This is a genomic window from Pseudomonas sp. TH39(2020) (assembly GCF_016650715.1).
GTDB classification, from domain to species: Bacteria; Pseudomonadota; Gammaproteobacteria; order Pseudomonadales; family Pseudomonadaceae; genus Aquipseudomonas; species Aquipseudomonas mandelii_C.
In genome coordinates, this window is the sequence record NZ_JAEKFF010000006.1 from 1,586,038 (window position 1) to 1,609,822 (window position 23,785).

Consider the following 23,785-nt stretch of genomic DNA (forward strand, 5'->3'; position numbering starts at 1 on the left):
CTTCTTCTCGATATTTTTTGCGAACCAATAACTAAGCTTAGTTCAACTAATTATCACCAGAACCCTCATCAACTTATTTTGCTTAGTTAGCATTACTTCGAATGGATTCGAACATGTTCAAACCGACTGTCGGCCCTATTATTGGCCACACAACAACTAACCACGCACGCATATTCTTGCGCGGCAAACTTCAAAACAATGCACCGGTATTTGCAGGCATTCGTTATCGCCGGCTCGGCGAAGAGCGATGGTCCCAAGGTGTATTTGCAAAGTTGACGATCTTGCATGATATGTCCGATGTCATCGCACTCAACAACCTTGCCGCCGATACCGAGTACGAATACCAGGCAGGCTGGTTCAGCCCCATGAGCCCGGTGCACACCGTGGAAACGGTTCAGGAACTGCCGCTGCAATGGCCGCGCGATATCTACCGGTTTCGCACACAGTCCAGCAAAGCCAATATTCCACGGGCCTATATCGTCGGTTCATGTCGTTACCTGCGCATGACCGCTGGCGTCCCGTCTGCACCGCATCTGGGGGACCGGATTTTCGCCTCGATCACGAATCTGGCGCAGCAGGCCGAACCGCCCATCAGCGCCATGTTGATGACCGGTGATCAAATCTATGTCGATGACCTGAACATCATTGCTCCCGACCGGGAATACAAGGCAATACTCAGTAAGTACCGTGCGGCTTTTTCCCAACCCAATATTGCAAAGTTAATGTCCGGCGTGCCGACTTACATGATCCTCGATGATCACGAAATTGAAGACAACTGGCCCGCCAACAAAAGTAAGGCCGACGCCTACTTATACAAAAACGCCATCACGGCATATGAGTTGTATCAAGCCAGTCATAGCCCGGCGCATGAACTTCTTGCCAGCGGGCAAATAAATAGAAAACTGGAACACTATTGGTATCAATTCGCCGAAGGCGATATCGAATGGTTTGTCACTGACAGTCGAACCCGACGCAACCTGTCGGCCAATGATCGACGCATCCTCGACGAAGAGCAGGAACAGGCCTTGTGCAAATGGCTGATTCACAGCCGGGCCAGGGTCAAATTCGTGGTCACCAGCGTGATGTTCTACCCCGACCGCAAAGCCCACGGCGATGACGCGTGGAAAGCCTTTCCCGAACAACGCCTGCGGCTGCTGGAGACCATTCGTACACACCGTATCAAGAACGTCTTCTTCGTTTCCGGCGATGTCCATGGCTCCCTGACCAGTCGTCTGACCCATAGCGAGGACCCGGACTTCGAGGTTCACACCATCGTCTCCTCCCCCTTGTGCAACAGCAAACTGCTGCCGTACGCCAAGGCATCCACTTTCATCCTGGACAAAGCACTGGCCCACACCACTACCGGAAACTACAACCATGAACTGACCAGCAAAGTGGTTAGCGAGGACAACTTTTCGCACGTCGTTGTAACAGAGAGGGAGATTCACGTGACCTACCGAGACCGGAATGGCAAACCGTTGCACTCAGCCACGATCGTCCTTCGCTGACCTGTCGTGCTCTGCGTTGTTCGAGCGTCACGCAGATACTTCCAACCCCGCCCATTATGGCGGGGATTTTTTTACCCTGGTTTTCTCAACGCAATAATTTCTTACAGCAAATAAAAGCACATCCCAACTTTCGTAGTGCACAAGTACTACAACCAGCGCCCACAAATACTACATGAGAAAACATCGCCGACTGACAGGCAATTCGCTACACGCCTCATTAAAGTTACTTAGTTGCGCAAGGCAACCATTAACTTATTGAACGGACTCAAACATGAAACTTAACACCCCTATAGTTGGCCCTATTCTTGGCCACACCACACATAATGAAGCTCGCATCATGCTGGCGGGCGCAGCCAGTAAAAAAACAGCACTGGCGGTCATTCGTTATCGACGAACCGGGGAGCTTAAATGGTCCACCCCACACTTCATCGAACTTCCGGCAAACGACGACACGACCGGCGTTATTGTATTACCCCATCTACAATCCAATATGAAATACACTTACCAAGCCGGCTGGTGCATCCCGGCCAGTTCAACAAAACCGCAAGACATTGTCTTTGAGTGGCCTGCACAAGAGCACACCTTCTGGACCGTCTCGACGGAACTCGACATCAAACGCAGCTACATTATTGGCTCCTGTCGCTACCTCAACCTGGCCGCGAAAGAGCCTGTGGACCCGCAACGTGGGGATCGGATGTTCAAGGTAATGGCGGAGCAAAACCTTCGTACTGATGGTCTGGTGATGGTCGGCGATCAAATTTATGCCGACGATTTTAACTTCGCCTTTCCAGACCGAAAACTTTCAGATTTCCTGCGAAAGTACCGGGCCGCTTTTTCACAACCTCATATCAAGAACATGATGAGCAACACTTCCACCTACATGATTCTTGATGACCATGAGATCGAAGATAATTGGCCGGCCAAGCGCGCTCCGAATGATGTTGAACTGTTCAACAATGCCATGAAGGCTTATCAACTTTATCAGTGCAGCCATAGCCCTGCTCATACACTGACACCTGATAACACCATCAATCGAAAACTTGAGCATTATTGGTATCAGTTCACTAATGGCAACCTTGAATGGTTTGTAACTGACACTCGCACCCAACGCAATCTGTCACCTAATGATCGACGACTGATGGATCACACCCAAGAGAAAGCCCTGACTGACTGGTTGGTAACCAGCAGCGCTAAAGTCAAATTCATCGTTACGTCGGTCATGTTTTACCCCGACCTGAAAAACGACGGCGGCGATGCCTGGAAGTCTTTCCCCGAGCAACGCAACAGGCTTCTGGAGTTCATTCGCCTGAACAAGATCAAAAACGTCGTTTTCGTTTCCGGTGACGTGCATGGCTCGATGACCAGTCGACTGACCCACTCCGAGGACAAAGACTTTGTTGTCCATACGATCGTGTCTTCACCGCTGTGCAATACCACCTTGCTGCCTTACGCCAAAAAGGCTGACTTCATTCTGGACAAACCGCTGACCACTGTCGGCACAGGCCGCTACAACCTCACGTTAACCAGCAACAACGTCATCGGTAAGGACAACTATGCGCGCATCACCATTGAACGCGAGCAGATCGCCGTAGGTTTCTTCGATAACACCGGAAAAAATCTTCAGCCGGTCACCATTCCATTGACCTGATGGCAGCATGGCTCGTCATGCGGGGCGAAACCAACGTTTTCAAGCCCCCATGACAGCCGGTTTCACTTCGACACTTCAGGTTTTCACTTAGCCGCCGACATATTCTTATAGCACTTGGCCTTCATGTCTCTTGTCAGTCAGTGTCGCAATGATGCAACCTTGCCGCAGGTAACAGTAAAGAGGGCGAGAGCCCGGCGCGATCAGCCTATTCGAAGCGAGTTTCCCTCCATATGAAGAGCCAACCCGATGCCGCCAGCCGTATGGTGGCCGAGGTAGTGACGCAGTTGCCTGTGCCCTCGCGGCTCGGCATGTTGCGTTTCGAACGGCTGAATGAAGCGAGCTGGGCGCTGCTGTTTCTCGATCCCAATTGCGAACGACAGTTCGGCCTGCCGGCGGTGGAGCTCTGCGCTCTGGTCGGCTCGCCCTACGCCAGCCTGATGGAGCCCGAAGCGCGCTATCAGCTGCATGACACGGTTCAGCAACAACTCAGCGAAAGCCCGCATTACCTGATCCGCTACACCCTGCACACCGCCGCAGGCTCCTTGAACCTGCTGGAACTGGGCGAAGCCTACAAACAACACAATCGACACCTGCTGCGCGGCTATCTGCTGGTGGTCGACGGCCTGTTCGAGGGCGAGCAACTGCTGCCGGCCCTGGACCTCGAAACCCAGAACTCTCGCCTGCAAATCGCCCTGGAACTCAATCAGCGCGCCCAGCAGGAACAGCTTCTGCACCTGGACCGGGTGCGCGCCCAGCAGGACTTGATCCTGCTGCTGACCCGCCAGCGCTACAGCAGCAACAACTCCCTGAAAGAAGCCGCCGAACTGATCACTCGCAGTGCCTGTGACATTTACGAAATCGACTGCGCCAGCCTGTGGAACCTCGAAGGTTCACTGCTCGTGCCGATTTCGGCCTATCACCGCGCCAGCCAGGAATACCTGCTGCCAGAGCCGATCAACGTCAGTCTCTTCCCTGATTACCTGGACGCCTTGCACACCGGCCGCGCCATCGACGCCCACAACGCCATGCGCGACCCACGCACCCGGGAAATGGCCGAACACCTACGCCCGCGCGATGTGAATGCGATGCTCGACGCCAGCATCCGCGTCGACGGTCAAGTGGTCGGCGTACTCTGCCTGGAGCAGACCGGTACGCCCCGCGCCTGGCAATCGGACGAAATTGCTTTTGCCGGTGAGTTGGCGGATCAATTTGCCCAAGTCATCAACAACCACAACCGCCGCACCGCCACCAGCGCCCTGCACCTGTTCCAGCGTGCGGTCGAGCAAAGCGCCAACGCCTTTTTGCTGGTCAATTGCGACGGCGTGGTGGAATACGTCAACCCGAGCTTCACGGCGATCACCCAGTACACCACCGAAGAAGTCCACGGCCAGCGGCTGTCGGAACTGCCGGCACTGGAAAACCTCAGCGAGCTGCTGTTCGACGCGCCCTCGGCGCTGGCCAAGAGCAACAGCTGGCAGGGTGAGTTCAAAAGCCGCCGTAAAAACCTCGAACCCTACTGGGGACAGTTGTCGATTTCCAAGGTTTACGGCGACAACCGCGAGCTGACGCATTACATCGGCATCTACGAAGACATCACCCAGACCAAGCTCGCTCAGCAGCGCATCGAGCGCCTGGCTTATACCGATAACCTGACCAACCTCGGCAACCGCCCGGCCTTCATCCGCAACCTCGATGAACGTTTCGCCCGAGACAGCGATACCCCGATCAGCCTGTTGCTGGTGGACATCGACAACTTCAAGCGGATCAACGACAGCCTCGGCCACCAGACCGGTGACAAACTGCTGATCAGCCTGGCCCGACGCCTGCGCAACAGCCTGAGCCCGAGTGGCAGCCTGGCACGGTTCGCCAGTAACGAATTCGCCGTACTGCTGGACGACACCGATCTGCGTGCAGGCCAACAGATTGCCAATCAATTGTTGGCGACCCTCGACAAGCCGATGTTCGTCGACAACCAGCTGATCAGCGTCACCGGCTCCGTGGGCCTGGCCTGCGCGCCGTTGCACGGTCGCGATCCGCAAACCCTGATGCGCAACGCCGGCCTCGCCCTGCACAAGGCCAAGGCCAACGGCAAACATCAGGTCCAGGTGTTCACCGAAGCGCTGAACGCCGAAGCCAGCTACAAACTGTTCGTCGAAAACAACCTGCGCCGCGCCCTGGCCCAGAACGAGCTGGACGTGTTCTACCAGCCCAAGCTCTGCCTGCGCAGCGGTCGCCTGTTGGGGATGGAAGCGCTGCTACGCTGGAACCATCCGGAAAAAGGCATGATCCGCCCGGACCAGTTCATCAGCGTCGCCGAAGAAACCGGCCTGATCATTCCCATCGGCAAATGGGTCGCCCGCCAGGCCTGCCGCATGAGCAAAGACCTGACCGCCGCTGGCCTGGGCAATCTTCAGGTGGCAATCAACCTGTCGCCCAAGCAGTTCTCCGATCCGGACCTGGTGTCGTCCATCGCCAACATCCTCAAAGAAGAAGCGCTGCCGGCAAACCTGCTGGAACTCGAACTCACCGAAGGCCTGCTGCTGGAAGCCACCGAAGACACCCACTTGCAGCTCGATCAGCTCAAGCGCCTGGGCCTGACCCTGGCCATGGATGACTTCGGCACCGGTTACTCGTCGCTCAGTTACTTGAAAAAATTCCCGATCGACATCATCAAGATTGATCGAAGCTTCATCCACGAAATCCCCGACAACCAGGACGACATGGAAATCACCTCCGCGGTGATTGCCATGGCCCACAACCTGAAACTCAAGGTCGTGGCTGAAGGCATCGAAACTGCCGAGCAGTTGGCTTTCCTGCGCCGTCACCGCTGCGACGTCGGCCAGGGTTACCTGTTCGACCGTCCGATCCCCGGCGTAGAGCTGATCGAAAAGCTCAAGCGCTATCCGCGTGGCCCGATCGCCTGACGTTCTTCAGTCATTGCACAAAACCCTGTGGGAACGAGCCTGCTCGCGAAATCGGTGTGTCAGGCAACAATGATGTCGACTGTCACGCCGCTTCGCGAGCAGGCTCGCTCCCACAGGGATAATTGGGCAAACTGGCGGTCTGACTTTCTACATTCAAACCTGACTGAGAGGACTGATCATGGTCTTGCGCTCGGAAATTCTGGTGAACAAAAACGTGCTCCCTACAAAAGAACAAGCTCTGCCTGGCCGTGAAACCCCAATGACCATGCCGGAAAAACACTTCGTCCACGACGCCCCACTGCTGGGCCCGTTCGCGATGGACGTGGATTTCGCAATCTTCGGCCTCGGCTGCTTCTGGGGCGCAGAGCGCAAGTTCTGGCAGCGCGAAGGCGTGGTCAGTACGGTGGTGGGTTACGCCGGCGGCTTTACGCCGAACCCGACGTATGAAGAAGTCTGCTCGGGCCTGACCGGCCACAGCGAAGTGGTGCTGGTGGTCTACGAGCCGGCGAAAGTGAGCTACGAAGAACTGCTGAAGATGTTCTGGGAACTGCACAACCCGACTCAGGGCATGCGCCAGGGCAACGACATCGGCACCCAATACCGCTCGGTGATCTACGCCACCAACCCGACTCAATTGGCAGCCGCCAAGCACAGCGAGCAAGTGTTCCAGGCCGAGTTGACCAAGGCTGGCAAAGGCACCATCACCACTGAAATCGACGAAGCGCCGACGGTCTACTTCGCCGAGGCCTATCACCAGCAGTACCTGGCGAAAAACCCTGAAGGGTATTGCGGGATTGGCGGTACGGGCGTGACTTGCCCGATCTAACCGCTTAAAGCAAAAGATCGCAGCCTTCGGCAGCTCCTACAGGATGTACGTCATCCCGATGTAGGAGCTGCCGAAGGCTGCGATCTTTTGATCTTGCTTGTCGGTTCGCCTTATTCAGCGATCAACCAATCCATCTGCCACCCACCCTGGGTCTGCCCCAGCTTCTTGGACAACCACGGCAGCAACTCACGCAATTCCTCTTCCAGCCCCCACGGTGGATTCGCAATCGCCAGCCCCGAGCCATTCAGGCTGTTCGGCGTATCCAGCGGATGCACCAACAACTCGACCCGCAACAACTTCGGCGCGCCCGTTCCCGCCAGGTCCTGATAAAAACGACGCAACATGCGCTGGTCCTTCACCGGGTACCAGATCGCCGCCACGGTCTGCCGCATCCGGCCAATCGCCTCTTTCAGCGACGCCGCGCAGCGCTGCATCTCATCCAGCTGCTCGAACGGCGGATCAATCAACATCACCGCCCGCTTCTCCTGCACCGGCAACATCGCACGCGGCACATGCCAGCCTTCACCCAGATGCACCTTCACCCGACGGTCGCCGGCCATATTGTCCTTCAGCAGCAAGCCGTCCTCGGGGTGCTTCTCGTTGAGCATCACCCGATCCTGCGGCCGCGTCAGCCGCCGCGCCAACTCCGGCGACCCCGGGTAATAGCGCAACTGGCCATCCGGGTTCATGTCGTGCAGCACCTTCATGTAATCAGCGGTCAACGCCGGCAGATCCGGCTGATCCCACAAACGCGCAATACCTTCCAGGTACTCACCGGTACGGCTCGCCTGATCACCCTGCAGGTCATACAGACCAATGCCGGCGTGAGTGTCGAGATAGGCAAACGGCTGCTCCTTGCGCGACATCAAAGCGATGATGCGGGTCAAAGTCAGGTGTTTGAACACATCGGCGTGATTGCCGGCATGGAAGGCGTGACGATAATTCATGGCTGCTCCTGCGAAGGGCGGGAAGTTTACCTTGTACGGGGCTGGACGTCAGGGGTTCGCAGCCGAGCGGACAGACGAAAACCCGCTGGCGAGGGCGCGTGCGACCGGCACATACTCCCGACCCACCGAGCGACACACTCACCCCAACCAATGACACGGAGTCAAAAAACCGATGCGAATTCTATGGACGGCGTTAGTTTATTTACTGTCGGCAAGCCACGTTTTTGCTGACGAGTCGCACATGGCAGAGGCGCGCCAATCCTTAAAAAATTACGGGCTTAGCCATTGCATTCTCAAGCACTTTAAAGAGAAGTCCGAGTTAGAAGCAGACATCGGGCGATCGGCGGGTGCTTACTCGTTCATGGGTAACGGCATGCATACCGTGATTCAGGATGAAGACACCTTGAAGGTCACACATGATCCTTACATGAATACCCGAATCTACGTATTTAATGCTTATGACAACACCTCATCTGTCAGCAAATACACGGACAAGAAGCTGGTAATGCATGGATGCTTGAGCGTTTATAACTCGCCGGCGTTCGACGCCTTTATCAAGACCCAGGATCAATTCATTACCGAATAATCTTCTGAAAACCGACCATTCAGGTCAGATTAGTGCTGAACAGACTGAGATCCAGATTTTTCAAGCACTGATAATAAAACTCAGCGCTACCGCTGACTTGGTCATGCCTGAAATCAAGTATCTGCTTATAGAGCGACTGAATCGCGGGGTCCTTGATGGATCGCATACTGTCCAGGACAAGACAGATTTCATAAATCCTCTCCTCCCGTTCCTCGTTCATACGCCGATAGTCTTCTCTCGACATAATTCCAAGAAAACGAGAGAAATGAAAAGGTAGACCCGCGTTATTTCTAAACATCCACAGAAACGTCTTTGCCAGCAAGTCTACAAAATATAGCCGTGCCAGACAGGCAGGATCAGCGGCAAAATCCAGCAGACCTCTGACGCCGAAAAACTCAAAGACTGCGATTTCAAAACGTGCTGCATCGCCATCATCGCCACTTTCATAGGCATCGATGATGATATCGCTGTAGGCCCATTCTGCGATTAATTCCCGCGTTAGCTGTTGACCCGACATACCTGCCCTCTTGTTTTCAGGAAACGCTTTTAACGCGCCGCTCTGCGTTCCAGCCACACTGCCGATTCGGGCCTGACACCGATGTGACGCAGAGCGTCACGGGCTGCATTCCCACGCAGAGCGTGGGAATGATCGCTCAGCAGCCCTACTCCGAAGACCGCGCCCGTAACCGCCGCCCAAGAACATCCAGCACATCACACCCATCCCGCAACGGAATGGCACAGAGCAAAGCAAAATCACTAAGAATGAAGGACTGACACTCGATCGAACCGCGCATGGACAAGTTCTCCATCACTTGGGTGACGGCGCGAATTCGGTAGCTGGCAGCGTCATACAAAACATCCAGCGGCGCTTGGGTGTCGACGAACAGGGTAGGCATGTCGTCGCAATTGCTGGTGAGCGCCATGAAGCGGCTTTGGGGATGGGGAATTGGTTTTTCATAGGGTGGATCGGGTGTAATTGTTTTCATTTTTTTAAGACCTTGGAGTATGTATTTGAAGCTACCAACGGCCTTTCCTACGGGCTTGGGTGGCAGCCGTGCGCGGGAGTAGGAAACTGAGACACTCCAACTCAGCCACGCCGAAGCGTGTCCCGCACACAACCGCCGCGAACGATGTTACGGCCACTAATTAAGTGCCGCAATCAAACGACAGCGCTGATGCACATTGGAGTTCAGGGTTCCTACACCCTGCCACTGCTTTTGCAGTGACAGCCAAAGACTATCCATGGAGTTCACTTCGCACCAGTTCATGGAAACCGCCGCGGATTGAAGGAAACTTCCGACGACCTTGCCCAGAAATTTCGCTCATACCTTCATCCGAGGGGTACAGAAAATCTAGAAAGGTCCATAGCTAAGCATGCCAAAAATATGTTCCAACCAAGCTTTACCTGATGGCCACGCATAGGGGTAATAGTAGGAACATCCAATTTCCTCAAACAAAAATATCTGTAATTCCTCTTCACTTTGGATAGTACGCAAAACGACCTGCAACTCGTCCTTCACTTGAGAAATTGTTTCTAGAGATGAGTCTGTAACGAATGATCGAACGACATCATCTTCTGACTCGTGATCACATCGCCAATCTTCATGGAAGTAGCCAGCCAAGAACTGAAATAGCGCCGGAAATCTTGTTCTCATTATTCTGCATACCCTGTATGTATTCGATAACCGTCGGGCATTTCCCTGTCCTTGCGTAAAAGTAGATACACACCGGATACAGGCTTCACGGTAGACGCTTTGCGTCTTAAAACAACGCCTACTGGATAAGGGACCGAGTCACTAATAAGGATCTGGCTATCTTTGCTCTTTATGAATTTTGTTATCACAGCTTTATTGGTCGCTATCACGCTGGACATAGCTTTCTCCGCCGTTGCCCGATCATAGAAAGTAGACGCCCTACCAAGCCACGGCTCATCTTTTAACCTTTGTGCCAGCTGAGCTTCAGATCGACCAATGTGTTTTTCAATAAAGTGCCCTCCCCGAGCCTCATGCGCATCTAAGCCCCCACCAGGAACAATTTCGCTATACGGTCCATCGACCTCTCTATCTCCAGGACACGGGCTGCACGCCAACCCCAACGGATCAACCCACCCCGTCGGATTCGGCGTGTACTGGTACTGGTTCAGCCCACCCGCCAGCTTGATCGGATCCGGCGTCAGGTACCGACCCAACTCCGGATCATAGTACCGATGCCGGTTGTAGTGCAGACCGCTCTCAGCGTCGAAGTACTGCCCTTGAAACCGCAACGGTTGCTCGAGCTGCTCTCCCCCACCGAACGCAAGGCGGGTGACTTTGCCGTAGGCGTTGTACTTCGCCGACCAGACAATTTCGCCACCAAAATCGGTCAGTTCCTGCGGTGTGCCGAGGTGATCGAGTTGGTAGTAAAACGGGCAGGCCTTGCGCGGGCCTTTGCCGTCGAGCATGGCCAGTGGGCGGAAGCTGCCGGGTTCGTAGACGTAGCTGCGGTAGTGCTCGTGGCTGCTTTCGGCGATGAGGTGGTCGCCCTGCCAGAAGAACTCGGTGGTGTTGCCGTCGACGGTTTTGCTGATGCGGCGGCCGAAGGCGTCGTAGCGGTAGCTGGCGCAACGGCCGTCCGGGGTCGTGACGCCGACCAAGCGGTGCTGGCAGTCGTAGCGGTATTCGGTGATGAGCTTTTGCCCGGTGCCGCGGCGCTCGCGGATCAGGTTGCCGAAGGCGTCGTAGTCATAGTGGCGCTCGCCTTGCATCAGCAGGCGGTTGCCCAGCACCTTCGCTGCGCCGGAGCGGTCCTGCATCAGCAGGTTGCCCGCCGGGTCATGGGCGAAGCTTTCCGGTGGATCGTCTCGGGTGTGGCGCACGCGAGTCAGGCGGTTGAGCGGGTCGTATTGGTAATTGCGTTGGCCGTGACGGGTGTCGGCGATGCTGTCGAGATTGCCGTTGGCGCTGTAGGCATAGTCGCGGCGATACAGTGTTTGGTGCTGTTGACTGACAGCGTGGGCCTTCAATCGGCCCTGATCGTCGTAGGCATATTCGCTGAGCACCTGCCCCTGCTGGCGTTGCTGCTCGCGACCGAAGGCAAATTGGTGACTGGTAAGCCGCGCGCCGTTGAGGTCGATGGCCGTCAGCGCCCCGCCCTTGGCGTGGTGGTAATCGAGTTTGCTGCCGTCCGGCAGGCGCAGGCGATGGAGCTGACCGCAGGCGTCGTAGCCATAGCGCAGCGTGCCCCAGCCCTGATGCTCAGTGATCAGTCGGTCCTGCTGGTCGTATTCGAACTCCAGCGGATGGTCGTGGCCGTCGTCGACGCTGACCAGTCGGCCGAGGCTGTCGTAGCGGTATTCGACCTTGATGCCGTCGGGCAGGGTTTTGACCAGCAGGCGTCCGGCCGAATCCCGCTCATACGCCGTCACCAGCTGCGAGCCGTCCTCGCCGAACTCGGTTTTCTCCAGCAGCTGGCCGTTGAGGTCGTAGGCGTACGCCGTGCGTTGGCCGTCGAATCCGGTTTCCTGTCGGATCAAGCCATTGGGCGTGTAGTCCAGAAGATATTTTTCGCCGGATTCGTTTTCGATTTCCGTGAGCAACAGCTGCGCGTTGTCGTAGCGGTACTTCAGCTGGGTGCCGTCGGGATTGATACGGCGGCTGACCAGGTGCAGATCGTCGACGTATTCGTAGCGGGTGACGCGGCCCAGTTCATCGCGTTCTGCGGTGATCTTGCCGTAGGCGTTGTAGCTGAAGGCGCGGCTGGCGCCGGTGGGAAGCGTGGTCTGGATCAGTCGGCCGACGGCATCCCATTGGTACTGGGTGACGGCGCCGTGTTCGTCCTGACGGGTAATCTGCCGGCCCAACGCATCGTAGGAAAACCGCCGATGACCGCCGTCCGGTAGCGTTTCCTCAACCAGCTGCCCCAAGCCATTCCAGACGAAGACATGCCGACTGGTGTCCGGGTAACGGATCGACAGCAGCTGACCTTTTTCGTCGTAGTGATAGTGGCTGACATGGCCGTCAGGATCGGTCGCCTCGGTGATGTCGCCTTGGGCGTTGCGCTGATATTTCCACACGGCTTTGCCGCGAAACCGCGCATGCAGGAAACCGTTGCGGTACTCGTAGGCCGTCGGCTCATCTTCCGGTGGAATCAGCGCGATAAGCCGTCCGACCTCGTCGTAACGGTATTCGGTGACGGCGCCGAGCGGATCCTGCTCAGCAAGCAACCGACCGTTGTCGTCGTAGGCCTTGAGGTGCTCGCCGCCGTCCAGCTCGACCTTGCGCACCAGTCGCGCCTGTCGGTCGTGCTCGTAAATCTCTTCGCTACCGTCAGCGTTTTTAACCAGCACACTGCCGTTGTCATCCCAGGCGTAACGCGCGTCCATCTGCGAAAACGACGCCCAGTGTCGGATGCATCGGGCCGCCTTGCCGGACCGTTCCCACTCCCAGAAGAAACTCGCCCCACCGGTCAGTTGCCGCTGCAGGATGACGTGCTGATCGTCGTAGTCGTAGCGCTCGCTTTCGCCGGCGGCATTGGTTGCTTCGATCAAGCGATGACAAGCGTCGTATCGGTAGGCAACCAGTGTCTGCTCGGTGTGCCAAGCCTCGTCGAGGGTCTGGGCCGGGACAAAAACCTGATAGTCGACGGCGACCAAATGGCCGCGCTCATAGCGCAAGCGCAAGGCACGGCCGGCGCCATTGTCGAGACGTTTGATGCGGTCTTGCCGGTCGCGGGTGATGCGCAGGCGGTTGTCGTAAGCGTCGCTGATGGTGGTCAGCCGGCCGTTTTGAAAGTGATAGAAGCGCGCATCGTCGCCAGCCTGGGCGAGGATCAATTCTTCGGGTTGATCGCCCAGATAAATCGCCGCCCGCGACAGGCTGTTGTGGATCGCCGGGCGTTCACTGTTTGGCAGCGGGAAAGTGGTGCGACGGTTTTCGTGGTCGATCCAGAGGACAGTGTCGCCGTCGATTTCCAGGCGATGGGCGAGGCTGTGACTCCAGCCGAACCCGAGGCCGATATCGATCTCGGCGGCGCTGGTGCGATAGAGCCGGGTGAAGTCGAACGGCAGGATGCCGTCCAGCGCACCGTCGGTCAGCGTGAGCAGTTCTTCGCCGGTGACCATCGACACCGGGCATTTATTGGTCGCGGTTTTATCAACGGAATCGGCGCTGTCGCCGTTGGGGTTTTTCGCCTGATCCGGGGCGTTGTCGTGGTGTTCGTCTTTTTTCAGCGTGGTGTTGCGCCTGGCATCCCACCGCAGCTGCATGCGGCCTTTTTTCATACCGGCCGCGATGCCCCTCGCAGCGACTTTTTTGTAGCGGTCGACGTAGCTGATGAAGCTGTTGATGATCGTGAAAATCGCTTTGACGAGACGCAGAACAGCGCTGAGTAATTGCGCAGCTCGATTAGCCAGCCGCATCGTCAAATAGGCGATACCGGCCCCTGCTGCAGCGAACGTCAGAACGATGCCAATCAGGATGTCGATCAACAGCTGCACCACCACCGTCGACACGGCTTCGGCAGTTTTGCCGGCGATCTCGCCGGGCGGCAGCATGTCCAACCAGAGGCTGGCGGTGCGTAACAGCAGGCACAGCGCCGCTTCGTCACTGGCCAGCAGCTGGGCTTTTTCCATGACATCGGGGGCGGTTTGCGCGAGGTTCTTCAGCGCTGTGGCGCTCTCGCCCAACCGCTCACCAAACTTCCCGGGATCCTTGAGGATGTCCGAAAGCAGGCCGATGCCGTCCCACACGCCCTCGATCGCCGCCCAACTTCCCGCGAGTATTCCATTGCCTGCAGCAACCGAAGACGATTCCGACCACTTAGGCTTAAACGACTTCCATTCATCACGCAGCCACTTCTCAAGTTCCTTCGTCAGCCCGTTGTAGGAAGAGAAAAGATCTTCAACGTGCTGCGGTGTGACTTCGTTGTGGACATGAATGCGGTAGAACTTGCCCTCGTCCCCCTTGAACGTCCCTTTGCCATTTTCATCAAGCGTGACAAGCGTCGTCTCTCCGCTCTCAAGCGCAATCACATCTACCTGAATATTCCCCACGGGGATGTCATAAACCGATTCAAACTTGCTCTCTATCTCTAGCTTTCCACCCTTTGGGCATTGCACCACGGAGGAGAGAAAATCGTCGTCGCCACTGCTCACCGCTGTGCTGGTGCTGCCAAATCGAATGATCCGTTCCATGCCCATCAACGAAGGCAAATCAGCCGCGTGACTGGCCTTGTCCGCCGCCCGACTGAACCAGTGCTTCAACTGTTCGCGATAAAGAGAAAGGGTGCTTGGGAAACTGTCGAGGTCCTGCTCGATACGTACAATCTGATCCATCAGTTCAGCTCCGCCATCAGGTAGTCCACCAAGGCCGTTTTGGGTGCTTGAGGCAGGTCGGACGCCTCAAGAAAGATCGCGACCTTGTGGCGCAAAACACTGTCGGAAAACGCCTCAAAAAGATCAGGACGCTCCTCGCCAAGCCACTTCACCAAGTTGTTGATGCGGGTTGTTGCGGACTCTTCGGCGAGGTGTTTGAGCAGCGATTCGGAAACTTCCCACCACGGAAAAACCCGGGAACTGTTCAACGCTTGGCCACCGATTTCGACCGATTGACCATTGATCAAACAACGCCCGATCACCGGCAGCAGCTGCGTAGCGTTAACCTCGGTTGACCGAAGAATCGACAGCAAATAACGCCCGTCCCAGAAGCGGAAAAACACCGCATTACCGTTGGGCAAAAGGATTTGAGTGAGGCTGCGCAGATGCTCGACCAACACCTCCTGAGGGGCAGAAGAAACCGCCAGCCAACCCCAGTCGCGAGACTCCGTGTTGGCAACCCACTGCAGAAACTCACTGCCAGCAGCGACGATTCCGACATAGGGCATTACCGGTTCCCACTCGGCGTAGGCTGTCTCAGCCCAAATCGGGTTCGGGGTTTGAGCAGTGATCGAGCGCTGCCAGGCTTTGAACGGTTCAGCGGCGCTGGCGTTGCTGAAGATCGCGAGCAGTTGCTCCGACGCTTGCAGCGGCTGCTGTTCCAGCCAGTCGAGAGGTGACAAGTGATCAGGCTGCACAGACACCGTCCTTGCAGCGCTCACACTCTTCACAGAACGGCGCATCACCTTTCAGGCTCATGATCTGCGCCGCGCTGAGCAACGCCGCCGGGGCGGCGGCGAGTTTCAACGGTGTATCCGGCAAGGCCGGCGCAGCTGCCATGGCCGGCATCAACGCGCCCCCCACCTGAATCGGTACGCTACTGAAAATCCCGCCCGGCCCAATGTTGATCCACTGCCCGCCCGCCTGAATCGTCGCGCTGGCCCCGCCGTCGATCACCACTTGCTGGCCGGCGCTGACATGAAATTGCTGACTGGCATTCAGCGCCTGGCTGGTCACCCGAATGTGTCGGTCACCAGCCACCACCAGGTGATCATCCAGTTTCACTTCGGTCTGGCGCTGGCCGTGAGTGATGCGTTGCTCGTCGGCCTTCAGTTCATGGCGAGCGGTGCCGGTGACGACGATGCTGCGGGCGTTATCGACCTGCACTTGTTGATCATTCAGTACGTGTTGGGTCCAATTTCGCTGGGCGCGCAGGTAGATTTCCTCGGCGCCTTTGCGATCCTCGATGCGCAATTCGTTGTAACCGCCACCACCGGGACTGCTCTGGCTGCGGAAGATGCTACGGGTTTTGTCAGCGGGAAGATCGAGCGGCACTGGGGTTGCGGCGTTAGGCAGGCAACCCATCACCAGCGGTTTGTCGGCATCGGCGTCGACGAATCCCACCAGCACTTCCATGCCGACTCGCGGGATCATCACGCTGCCATAACGGTCGTGCGCCCAGCCGGTGGCGACGCGCAGCCAGCAACTGGAGTGTTCATCGAGCTGACCGTCACGGTCCCAGGCGAGCTGAACCTTGACTCGACCGAACTCGTCGCAATGGATTTCACTGTCGGTCGGGCCGGTGACCACGGCAGATTGATAGCCGAGCATGCGTGGTTTTTCCGGCCCGAGTGGAGGGCGAAACGAAACGTCCCACGGTGTTGCCAGAAAGGTATTGCGATAGCCCTGGAAATCATCCGGACTGTCGCTGGTAACCGACTCTTCCAGCACTTGCGGCTGGCGGCCACGGTGTTCGATTTCGGTGATCAACCACAGGTCATTCCATGCCAGACGCGGATGCTCGGCCAGGTGTAGGAAATGCCCGCTGACCAATGCCGATTCGTCGCCACGACCTTCGGCCTGACGGAAGTCGGCGTTGTGGCGTTCGAGTGCTCGTTGGGCCAGATGCTTGCCGTGTTCGCGGTCGGTGAATTGGCCCGGGAAGTGGTAATCCTCGAGTACCGGTCGCAGCTCGCTGTCGAGGCGGCTTTCAAGTTGCAGGCGAGGTTTTTTGAAGTCGTAGTCGCGACGGGTTACGGCTGTCGTCCGGGTTTCCAGTCGCACGTTGAAACGTTTGATGGCCGGCGCATCCGCCGCCATTCCGCTGCCCGGCAGGTATAGCGTCGGCTCGGGCAGACGAGGGAAAACCGTCTGGTCATCACCAAACACCAACAGGTGCCCGTCGAGGCTGTGCTGAAAGTGGTAGTGAATGCCGATCTCGGCACACAGCCGCTGGATGAACGCCAGATCGCTTTCGGCGTATTGCACGCAGTACTCACGCGGGGAGTAGTCGCTGCCGAGCCGGAACTCGAAGGCATCGCGCTGGATGCCGTGGTCCTTGAGGACCTGCGTGATGATCGCCGGCACGCTTTTGTGCTGGAAGATCCGCTGATTGATGCGCTGGCCGAGGTAGGCCAGACGCGGCACGAGGCTGATTTGGTAACCCGTCAGGCGTTGTCCGGAATCGCTTTGGCCAACGCGAAAAATCTGACCATGAATGCCGGAACCCTGCGCATCAAAACTCAGAAATGCCTGACGATGCAGCAGGCTTTCAAGCTCGATGTCGGGCCGTTCGCTGACCAGTTCCAGGTCAAAACGGTAGGGCTGGCTGATGGCTTCCGTGCCCGTGAACTCAAGCACCTTGAGCTCATTCTGGACGCCGTCGATCGTCAACGTGAAACGCGGTTGATTGGCAGGAGCGAACATCCGATGTGTCTCAGCAGAATGAAGGCGGGCGATTCTGCATGAGCAACAAGGGGCATTGATGGAGGGACAGGGAAATCAGATTTGTCCTGCTTTTTTAGAGATTTCTCCTTCACCAATCGGTGTATATGGCTACAGACATCTCCTTCAAAACCACCACCAACCCCTGTGGGAGCGAGCCTGCTCGCGAATGCGGTGGCTCATTCAGCATTGATGTCGACTGATACACCGCTTTCGCGAGCAGGCTCGCTCCCACAGGGATCTGAGACACTTCCCACACACCGGGAAACCAAAAAAAAACGGCCCGCCTCCATAGAGGAAGCGGGCCGTTTTCATGTTCGACGAAAGATCAGAGTCTTAGCTCATCCCGATCACTTGTTCAGGCGGAAATCTGCCTCGGCAGCCGCAAAGCGCTGGAGCATGCCGTGAGTCGGCTCGCCCAGTTTGCTGACGATGTAGATCGCCAGGCTGGCGAAGATGAAGCCCGGGATGATTTCGTACAGGCCCAGCAGTTCGAAGTGTTTCCACACGATCACGGTGATCGCGCCGACCAGGATGCCGGCCAGTGCGCCGTTGCGGGTCATGTCTTTCCAGATCACGGAGATCAGGACAACCGGACCGAACGCAGCACCGAAACCGGCCCAGGCGTAGCTGACCAGACCCAGTACACGGTTTTCCGGGTTAGCAGCCAGAGCGATAGCGATCAAGGCAACCAGCAGCACCATGGCACGGCCGACCCAGACCAACTCGACCTGGGAAGCGGTTTTACGCAGGAAGGTTTTGTAGAAGTCTTCGGTCAGGGCGCTCGAGCACACCAGCAATTGGCAGCTCAGAGTGCTCATCACCGCAGCCAGAATGGCCGACAGCAGCACACCAGCGACCCATGGGTTGAACAGGATCTTGGCCAGTTCGATGAACACACGTTCGTGGTTTTCGCTCACTGGCATGGCCACGGCAGGGTTTGCCGAGAAGTAGGCAATACCGAAGAAGCCGACAGCCACGGTGCCGCCCAGGCACAGGATCATCCAGGTCATGGAGATGCGACGTGCTTTGGCAATCGACTTGACCGAATCCGCGGCCATGAAACGCGCCAGGATGTGCGGCTGACCGAAGTAGCCCAGGCCCCAGCCCATCAGCGAAATCACGCCGATGAAGGTGGTGTTTTTCAGCATGTCGAAGTTGCTTGGGTCTTGCGCTTCGATCGCCAGGAACGTGGTGTCGATGCCGCCAGTGGCCAGCAGCACAATGATCGGCGTCAGCAACAGGGCGAAGATCATCAGCGTGGCTTGTACGGTGTCAGTCCAGCTCACTGCCAGGAAACCGCCAACGAAGGTGTAGGCAATCGTCGCCGCAGCACCGGCCCACAGCGCCGTCTCGTAGGACATGCCGAAGGTGCTTTCAAACAGACGGGCGCCAGCCACGATGCCGGAAGCGCAGTAAATGGTGAAGAACACCAGGATCACGACGGCGGAGATGATCCGCAGCAGGCCGCTTTTGTCTTCGAAACGGCTGGAGAAGTAATCCGGCAGGGTCAGCGCATCACCGTTGTGCTCGGTCTGCACGCGCAGACGGCCAGCAACGAACAGCCAGTTCAGGTAAGCACCGATGATCAGACCGATGGCGATCCAGCTTTCGGACAGACCGGACATGTAGATAGCGCCCGGCAGGCCCATCAACAACCAGCCGCTCATGTCGGAGGCGCCGGCGGACAATGCAGTCACGACGCTGCCCAGGCTGCGACCGCCCAGAATGTAGTCAGAAAGGTTGTTGGTGGAGCGATAGGCCATGAAGCCGATCAGCACCATTGCTGCGATGTAGATCACGAACGTGATCAAGGTTGGATTGCTTACGCTCATTAAGTGATGCCCTGGCTTTGTTTTTATGTAGCGGCAGAGTGTGAAATCGCCGACAAACGGCAACGTTTGTTCAGACGATTTCGGGGCCCGCGCATTTATGACTGATGTTTCCCCAGGAAAGCCATCAGCCGGTGCACCGGTCTTTTATGACCGGTTGCACCTTGGGCGCGAATGCTATTCAACAAAGCAAATAAGGTGCAACCCATTTTTTGAGAATAAGTTGCACCTAGTCGGATTTACCTGAAAAAGCCCTGTTTTTGCTCCCTTTTAGCGCAGTCCTGGGGGTTTACTAGAAGCAAAAGCACCAAGCAGGAGCGGTACGTTCGTACCGGAATTTATTTCCTGACGAGCTGCGTATTATTCCGACAAAAAAAGGGTTGCACCCGGTTGCACCTCGACGGTTGCACGGCTAATCTTGCCGCCAGCTGATGCCACGCGGTCGTGGCAAACATGAGGATAAAAATATGGCTACCACCACCCTTGGGGTCAAACTTGACGACCCGACCCGCGAGCGCCTCAAGGCTGCCGCGACCTCGATTGATCGCACGCCGCACTGGCTGATCAAACAGGCAATTTTCAATTACCTGGAAAAACTCGAGGGTGGTGCAACCCTGACTGAGCTGAGCGGTTTGATCAGCAAAGATGCTGACGACGCTGGCGAAGTCCATGCCGACCACGCGCACCAGTGCTTCCTCGAATTCGCCGAAAGCATCCTGCCGCAATCGGTCCTGCGCGCTTCGATCACCGCCGCTTACCGTCGCCCTGAGCCGGAAGTGGTGCCGATGCTGATCGAGCAGGCTCGCTTGCCGATTGCCATGGCCGAAGCCACCAACAAGCTGGCCGCCTCGATTGCCGAAAAACTGCGCAATCAGAAGAGCGCCGGCGGCCGTGCCGGAATTGTTCAGGGCCTGTTGCAGGAGTTTTCCCTGTCGTCCCAGGAAGGCGTGGCGCTGATGTGCCTGGCCGAAGCGCTGCTGCGCATCCCGGACAAAGGCACGCGTGACGCACTGATCCGCGACAAGATCAGCACCGGCAACTGGCATCCACACTTGGGAAACAGCCCGTCGCTGTTCGTCAACGCCGCCACGTGGGGTTTGTTGCTGACCGGCAAACTGGTCGCCACCCACAACGAAGCCGGCCTGACTTCGTCCTTGAGCCGCATCATCGGCAAGAGCGGCGAGCCGATGATCCGCAAGGGCGTCGACATGGCCATGCGCCTGATGGGCGAGCAGTTCGTGACCGGCGAAACCATCGCCGAAGCCCTGGCCAACGCCAGCAAGTTCGAAGCCAAGGGCTTCCGCTATTCCTACGACATGCTGGGTGAAGCCGCACTCACCGAGCACGACGCCCAGAAATACCTGGCCTCGTACGAACAAGCCATTCACTCGATCGGCAAAGCATCACACGGTCGTGGGATTTATGAAGGCCCGGGCATTTCCATCAAGCTGTCGGCCCTGCACCCGCGTTACAGCCGTGCGCAGTACGAGCGCGTGATGGACGAGTTGTACCCGCGCCTGCTGTCGCTGACCTTGCTGGCCAAGCAATACGACATCGGCCTGAACATCGACGCCGAAGAAGCCGACCGCCTCGAGCTGTCGCTGGATCTGCTCGAGCGCCTGTGCTTCGAGCCGCAACTGACCGGCTGGAACGGCATCGGTTTCGTGATCCAGGCTTATCAAAAGCGTTGCCCGTACGTGATCGACTACGTGATCGACCTGGCTCGCCGCAGCCGTCACCGCCTGATGATCCGCCTGGTAAAAGGCGCGTACTGGGACAGCGAAATCAAGCGCGCCCAGGTCGAAGGCCTGGAAGGCTACCCGGTCTATACCCGCAAGGTGTACACCGACGTTTCCTACATCGCCTGCGCCCGCAAACTGCTGTCGGTGCCGGAAGTCATCTACCCGCAATTCGCCACGCACAACGCCCACACCCTGTCGGCCATTTACCACATTGCCGGTCAGAACTATTACCCCGGCCAGTACGAGTTCCAGTGCCTGCACGGCATGGGCGAACCGCTGTACGAACAGGTTGTAGGCAAAGTTTCCGAAGGCAAGCTGAACCGTCCGTGCCGCGTGTACGCTCCGGTCGGGACTCACGAGACACTGCTGGCCTACCTGGTACGTCGCCTGCTGGAAAACGGTGCGAACACCTCGTTCGTCAACCGCATCGCCGACCAGTCTATTTCGATCCAGGAGCTGGTGGCCGATCCAGTGGCCAGCATCGAGCAGATGGCGACGCTGGAAGGCGGCTTCGGCCTGCCGCACCCGCGTATCCCGCTGCCGCGTGATCTTTATGGTGCCGAGCGCGCCAACTCCAGCGGCATCGACATGGCCAACGAACATCGTCTGGCTTCCCTGTCCTGCGCCCTGCTGGCCACTGCTCACAATAACTGGAAAGCCGCGCCGATGCTCGGTTGCGCCTCCAGCACCGAAACCCCTGCGCCAGTCCTGAACCCGTCGGATCTGCGTGACGTGGTTGGCCATGTGCAGGAAGCGACTGTCGAAGACGTCGACAACGCGATCCAGTGCGCCCTGAACGCTGCACCGATCTGGCAGGCCACTCCGCCCGCCGAGCGTGCCGCGATTCTGGAACGTGCCGCCGATTTGATGGAAGGCGAGATCCAGCCGCTGATGGGCCTGCTGGCTCGCGAAGCCGGCAAGACCTTCGCCAATGCCATCGCCGAAGTGCGTGAAGCCGTGGACTTCCTGCGTTATTACGCGGTGCAGGCGCGCAACGATTTCACCAACGACGCCCACCGCCCGTTGGGTCCGGTGGTCTGCATCAGCCCGTGGAACTTCCCGCTGGCAATCTTCAGCGGCCAAGTCGCTGCAGCATTGGCTGCCGGTAACCCGGTACTGGCCAAACCTGCGGAACAAACTCCACTGGTAGCCGCTCAAGCCGTGCGTTTGCTGCTCGAAGCCGGGATTCCGGAAGGCGTGCTGCAACTGTTGCCGGGCCGTGGCGAAACCGTTGGTGCCCGTCTGGTCGGTGACGATCGGGTCAAAGGCGTGATGTTCACCGGCTCCACCGAAGTCGCTCGTTTGCTGCAACGCAACGTCGCCGGTCGCCTGGATGCTCAGGGTCGCCCTATCCCACTGATCGCCGAAACCGGTGGCCAGAACGCGATGATCGTCGACTCCTCGGCACTGACCGAACAGGTTGTCATAGACGTGGTGTCCTCGGCCTTCGACAGCGCCGGTCAACGTTGCTCGGCCCTGCGGGTGCTGTGCCTGCAGGAAGATTCTGCTGACCGTGTCATCGAAATGCTCAAAGGCGCCATGGCGGAATGCCGTCTCGGCAACCCGGAGCGCCTGTCCGTAGACATCGGCCCGGTGATCGACGCCGAAGCCAAGGCCGGCATCGAGAAACACATCCAGGGCATGCGTGACAAAGGTCGCAGCGTGTACCAGGTGGCCATTGCCAACACCGAAGAAGTCAAACGCGGCACCTTCGTGATGCCGACGCTGATCGAACTGGAAAGCTTCGACGAGCTGCAACGGGAGATCTTCGGCCCGGTGCTGCACGTGGTTCGCTACAAGCGTAAAGACATCGATCAACTGATCGGTCAGATCAACGCTTCCGGCTACGGCCTGACCTTGGGCGTGCACACTCGCATCGACGAGACCATCGCCAAGGTGATCGACAACGTCAACGCCGGTAACGTCTACGTGAACCGCAACATCGTCGGTGCCGTGGTTGGTGTACAACCTTTCGGCGGCGAAGGCTTGTCGGGCACCGGTCCGAAGGCCGGTGGCCCGCTGTACCTGTACCGTCTACTGTCGACGCGTCCTACCGATGCGATCGAACAATCCTTCGCTCGCGGTGATGCCATCGCGGCACCGGACGTTCGTCTGCGTGATGCCATGAGCAAACCGCTGAAAGCCCTGCAAGCCTGGGCTGACAGCAACAAGTTTGCCGACTTGAGCACCCTGTGCGTGCAGTTCGCGGCGCAATCGCAAAGCGGGATCACCCGTGTTCTGGCGGGCCCGACCGGCGAACGCAACAGCTACGCCATCCTGCCGCGCGAACACGTGCTGTGCCTGGCGGAAGTTGAAGGCGACTTGCTGACGCAACTGGCGGCGGTATTGGCCGTCGGCGGTTCGGCGGTATGGCCGGAAGCTGAATTGACCAAGGCCGTGTTCGCACGTCTGCCGAAGGACGTTCAGGCGAAGATCAAACTGGTTTCCGACTGGAGCAAGGACGAAGTGCTGTTTGATGCGGTTCTGCATCACGGCCATTCCGATCAGCTGCGTGCGGTCTGCCAGCAAGTGGCCAAGCGTGCCGGTGCGATTGTTGGGGTTCATGGCTTGTCGCAAGGCGAGACCAACATTGCGTTGGAGCGCCTGGTGATTGAGCGGGCGTTGAGCGTTAACACTGCTGCGGCGGGTGGTAATGCCAGCTTGATGACTATCGGCTAAATCGCAGTCCCTCTGTGGGA

14 protein-coding genes are annotated in these 23,785 nt (G+C 57.7%); 6 read left to right on the forward strand and 8 right to left on the reverse strand.

Annotation, left to right across the window (positions count from 1 at the left end):
- Nucleotides 1-113: 113 nt before the first annotated feature.
- The 4 genes from JFU47_RS15075 (at nucleotide 114) to msrA (ending at nucleotide 6,906) form a co-directional block, all read left to right on the forward strand.
- A complete protein-coding gene (locus JFU47_RS15075; RefSeq protein WP_201183892.1) occupies nucleotides 114-1,508 on the forward strand; it encodes an alkaline phosphatase D family protein in 1,395 nt (464 codons plus the stop codon).
- 271 nt (nucleotides 1,509-1,779) lie between these two features.
- Nucleotides 1,780-3,156, forward strand: coding sequence for an alkaline phosphatase D family protein (locus JFU47_RS15080; protein WP_201183894.1), 1,377 nt, complete (start codon nucleotides 1,780-1,782; stop codon nucleotides 3,154-3,156).
- A gap of 230 nt (nucleotides 3,157-3,386) precedes the next feature.
- Nucleotides 3,387-6,080 carry a putative bifunctional diguanylate cyclase/phosphodiesterase gene (locus tag JFU47_RS15085; RefSeq protein ID WP_140677115.1) on the forward strand — a complete coding sequence of 898 codons (2,694 nt, stop codon included), beginning with the start codon at nucleotides 3,387-3,389 and terminating at the stop codon, nucleotides 6,078-6,080.
- A 178-nt stretch (nucleotides 6,081-6,258) separates the two neighbouring features.
- Nucleotides 6,259-6,906, forward strand: coding sequence for a peptide-methionine (S)-S-oxide reductase MsrA (gene msrA / locus JFU47_RS15090; protein ID WP_140677113.1), 648 nt, complete (start codon nucleotides 6,259-6,261; stop codon nucleotides 6,904-6,906).
- A 110-nt stretch (nucleotides 6,907-7,016) separates the two neighbouring features.
- Here the strand turns inward: msrA and JFU47_RS15095 are convergent, their stop codons facing one another.
- Nucleotides 7,017-7,853, reverse strand: coding sequence for a 23S rRNA (adenine(2030)-N(6))-methyltransferase RlmJ (locus JFU47_RS15095; protein ID WP_008149676.1), 837 nt, complete (start codon nucleotides 7,851-7,853; stop codon nucleotides 7,017-7,019).
- 172 nt (nucleotides 7,854-8,025) lie between these two features.
- Between JFU47_RS15095 and JFU47_RS15100 the strand changes: the two genes are divergently transcribed.
- Nucleotides 8,026-8,439: a hypothetical protein gene (locus JFU47_RS15100; RefSeq protein ID WP_201183896.1), complete on the forward strand. Its 414-nt coding sequence runs from the start codon at nucleotides 8,026-8,028 to the stop codon at nucleotides 8,437-8,439.
- Between the two features lie 19 nt (nucleotides 8,440-8,458).
- Here JFU47_RS15100 and JFU47_RS15105 read toward each other — a convergent pair whose 3' ends face one another.
- The 7 genes from JFU47_RS15105 to putP all read right to left on the reverse strand — a co-directional run bounded on the left by JFU47_RS15105 (nucleotide 8,459) and on the right by putP (nucleotide 19,347).
- Nucleotides 8,459-8,956 (reverse strand): hypothetical protein, encoded by a 498-nt coding sequence (locus JFU47_RS15105; RefSeq protein ID WP_201183898.1) that lies wholly within the window; start codon nucleotides 8,954-8,956, stop codon nucleotides 8,459-8,461.
- 145 nt (nucleotides 8,957-9,101) lie between these two features.
- Nucleotides 9,102-9,425: a hypothetical protein gene (locus JFU47_RS15110; RefSeq protein ID WP_201183901.1), complete on the reverse strand. Its 324-nt coding sequence runs from the start codon at nucleotides 9,423-9,425 to the stop codon at nucleotides 9,102-9,104.
- A gap of 366 nt (nucleotides 9,426-9,791) precedes the next feature.
- Nucleotides 9,792-10,094, reverse strand: coding sequence for a contact-dependent growth inhibition system immunity protein (locus tag JFU47_RS15115; RefSeq protein ID WP_201183903.1), 303 nt, complete (start codon nucleotides 10,092-10,094; stop codon nucleotides 9,792-9,794).
- Nucleotides 10,094-14,749, reverse strand: coding sequence for an RHS repeat protein (locus JFU47_RS15120; protein ID WP_201183906.1), 4,656 nt, complete (start codon nucleotides 14,747-14,749; stop codon nucleotides 10,094-10,096). Before JFU47_RS15120 ends, JFU47_RS15115 begins: the two co-directional genes overlap by 1 nt.
- Nucleotides 14,749-15,486 carry a DUF4123 domain-containing protein gene (locus tag JFU47_RS15125; RefSeq protein ID WP_201183910.1) on the reverse strand — a complete coding sequence of 246 codons (738 nt, stop codon included), beginning with the start codon at nucleotides 15,484-15,486 and terminating at the stop codon, nucleotides 14,749-14,751. The genes JFU47_RS15120 and JFU47_RS15125 overlap by 1 nt, the downstream gene beginning before the upstream one ends.
- A complete protein-coding gene (locus tag JFU47_RS15130) occupies nucleotides 15,476-17,494 on the reverse strand; it encodes a type VI secretion system Vgr family protein (protein ID WP_201183913.1) in 2,019 nt (672 codons plus the stop codon). Before JFU47_RS15130 ends, JFU47_RS15125 begins: the two co-directional genes overlap by 11 nt.
- 368 nt (nucleotides 17,495-17,862) lie before the next feature.
- On the reverse strand, nucleotides 17,863-19,347 hold the full coding sequence (gene putP, locus JFU47_RS15135; protein ID WP_140680736.1) for a sodium/proline symporter PutP: 1,485 nt from the start codon (nucleotides 19,345-19,347) through the stop codon (nucleotides 17,863-17,865).
- Between the two features lie 464 nt (nucleotides 19,348-19,811).
- Here putP and putA point away from each other — a divergent pair, with 464 nt between their 5' ends.
- Nucleotides 19,812-23,765 carry a trifunctional transcriptional regulator/proline dehydrogenase/L-glutamate gamma-semialdehyde dehydrogenase gene (gene putA, locus JFU47_RS15140; RefSeq protein WP_201183916.1) on the forward strand — a complete coding sequence of 1,318 codons (3,954 nt, stop codon included), beginning with the start codon at nucleotides 19,812-19,814 and terminating at the stop codon, nucleotides 23,763-23,765.
- The last annotated feature ends 20 nt before the right edge of the window (nucleotides 23,766-23,785 follow it).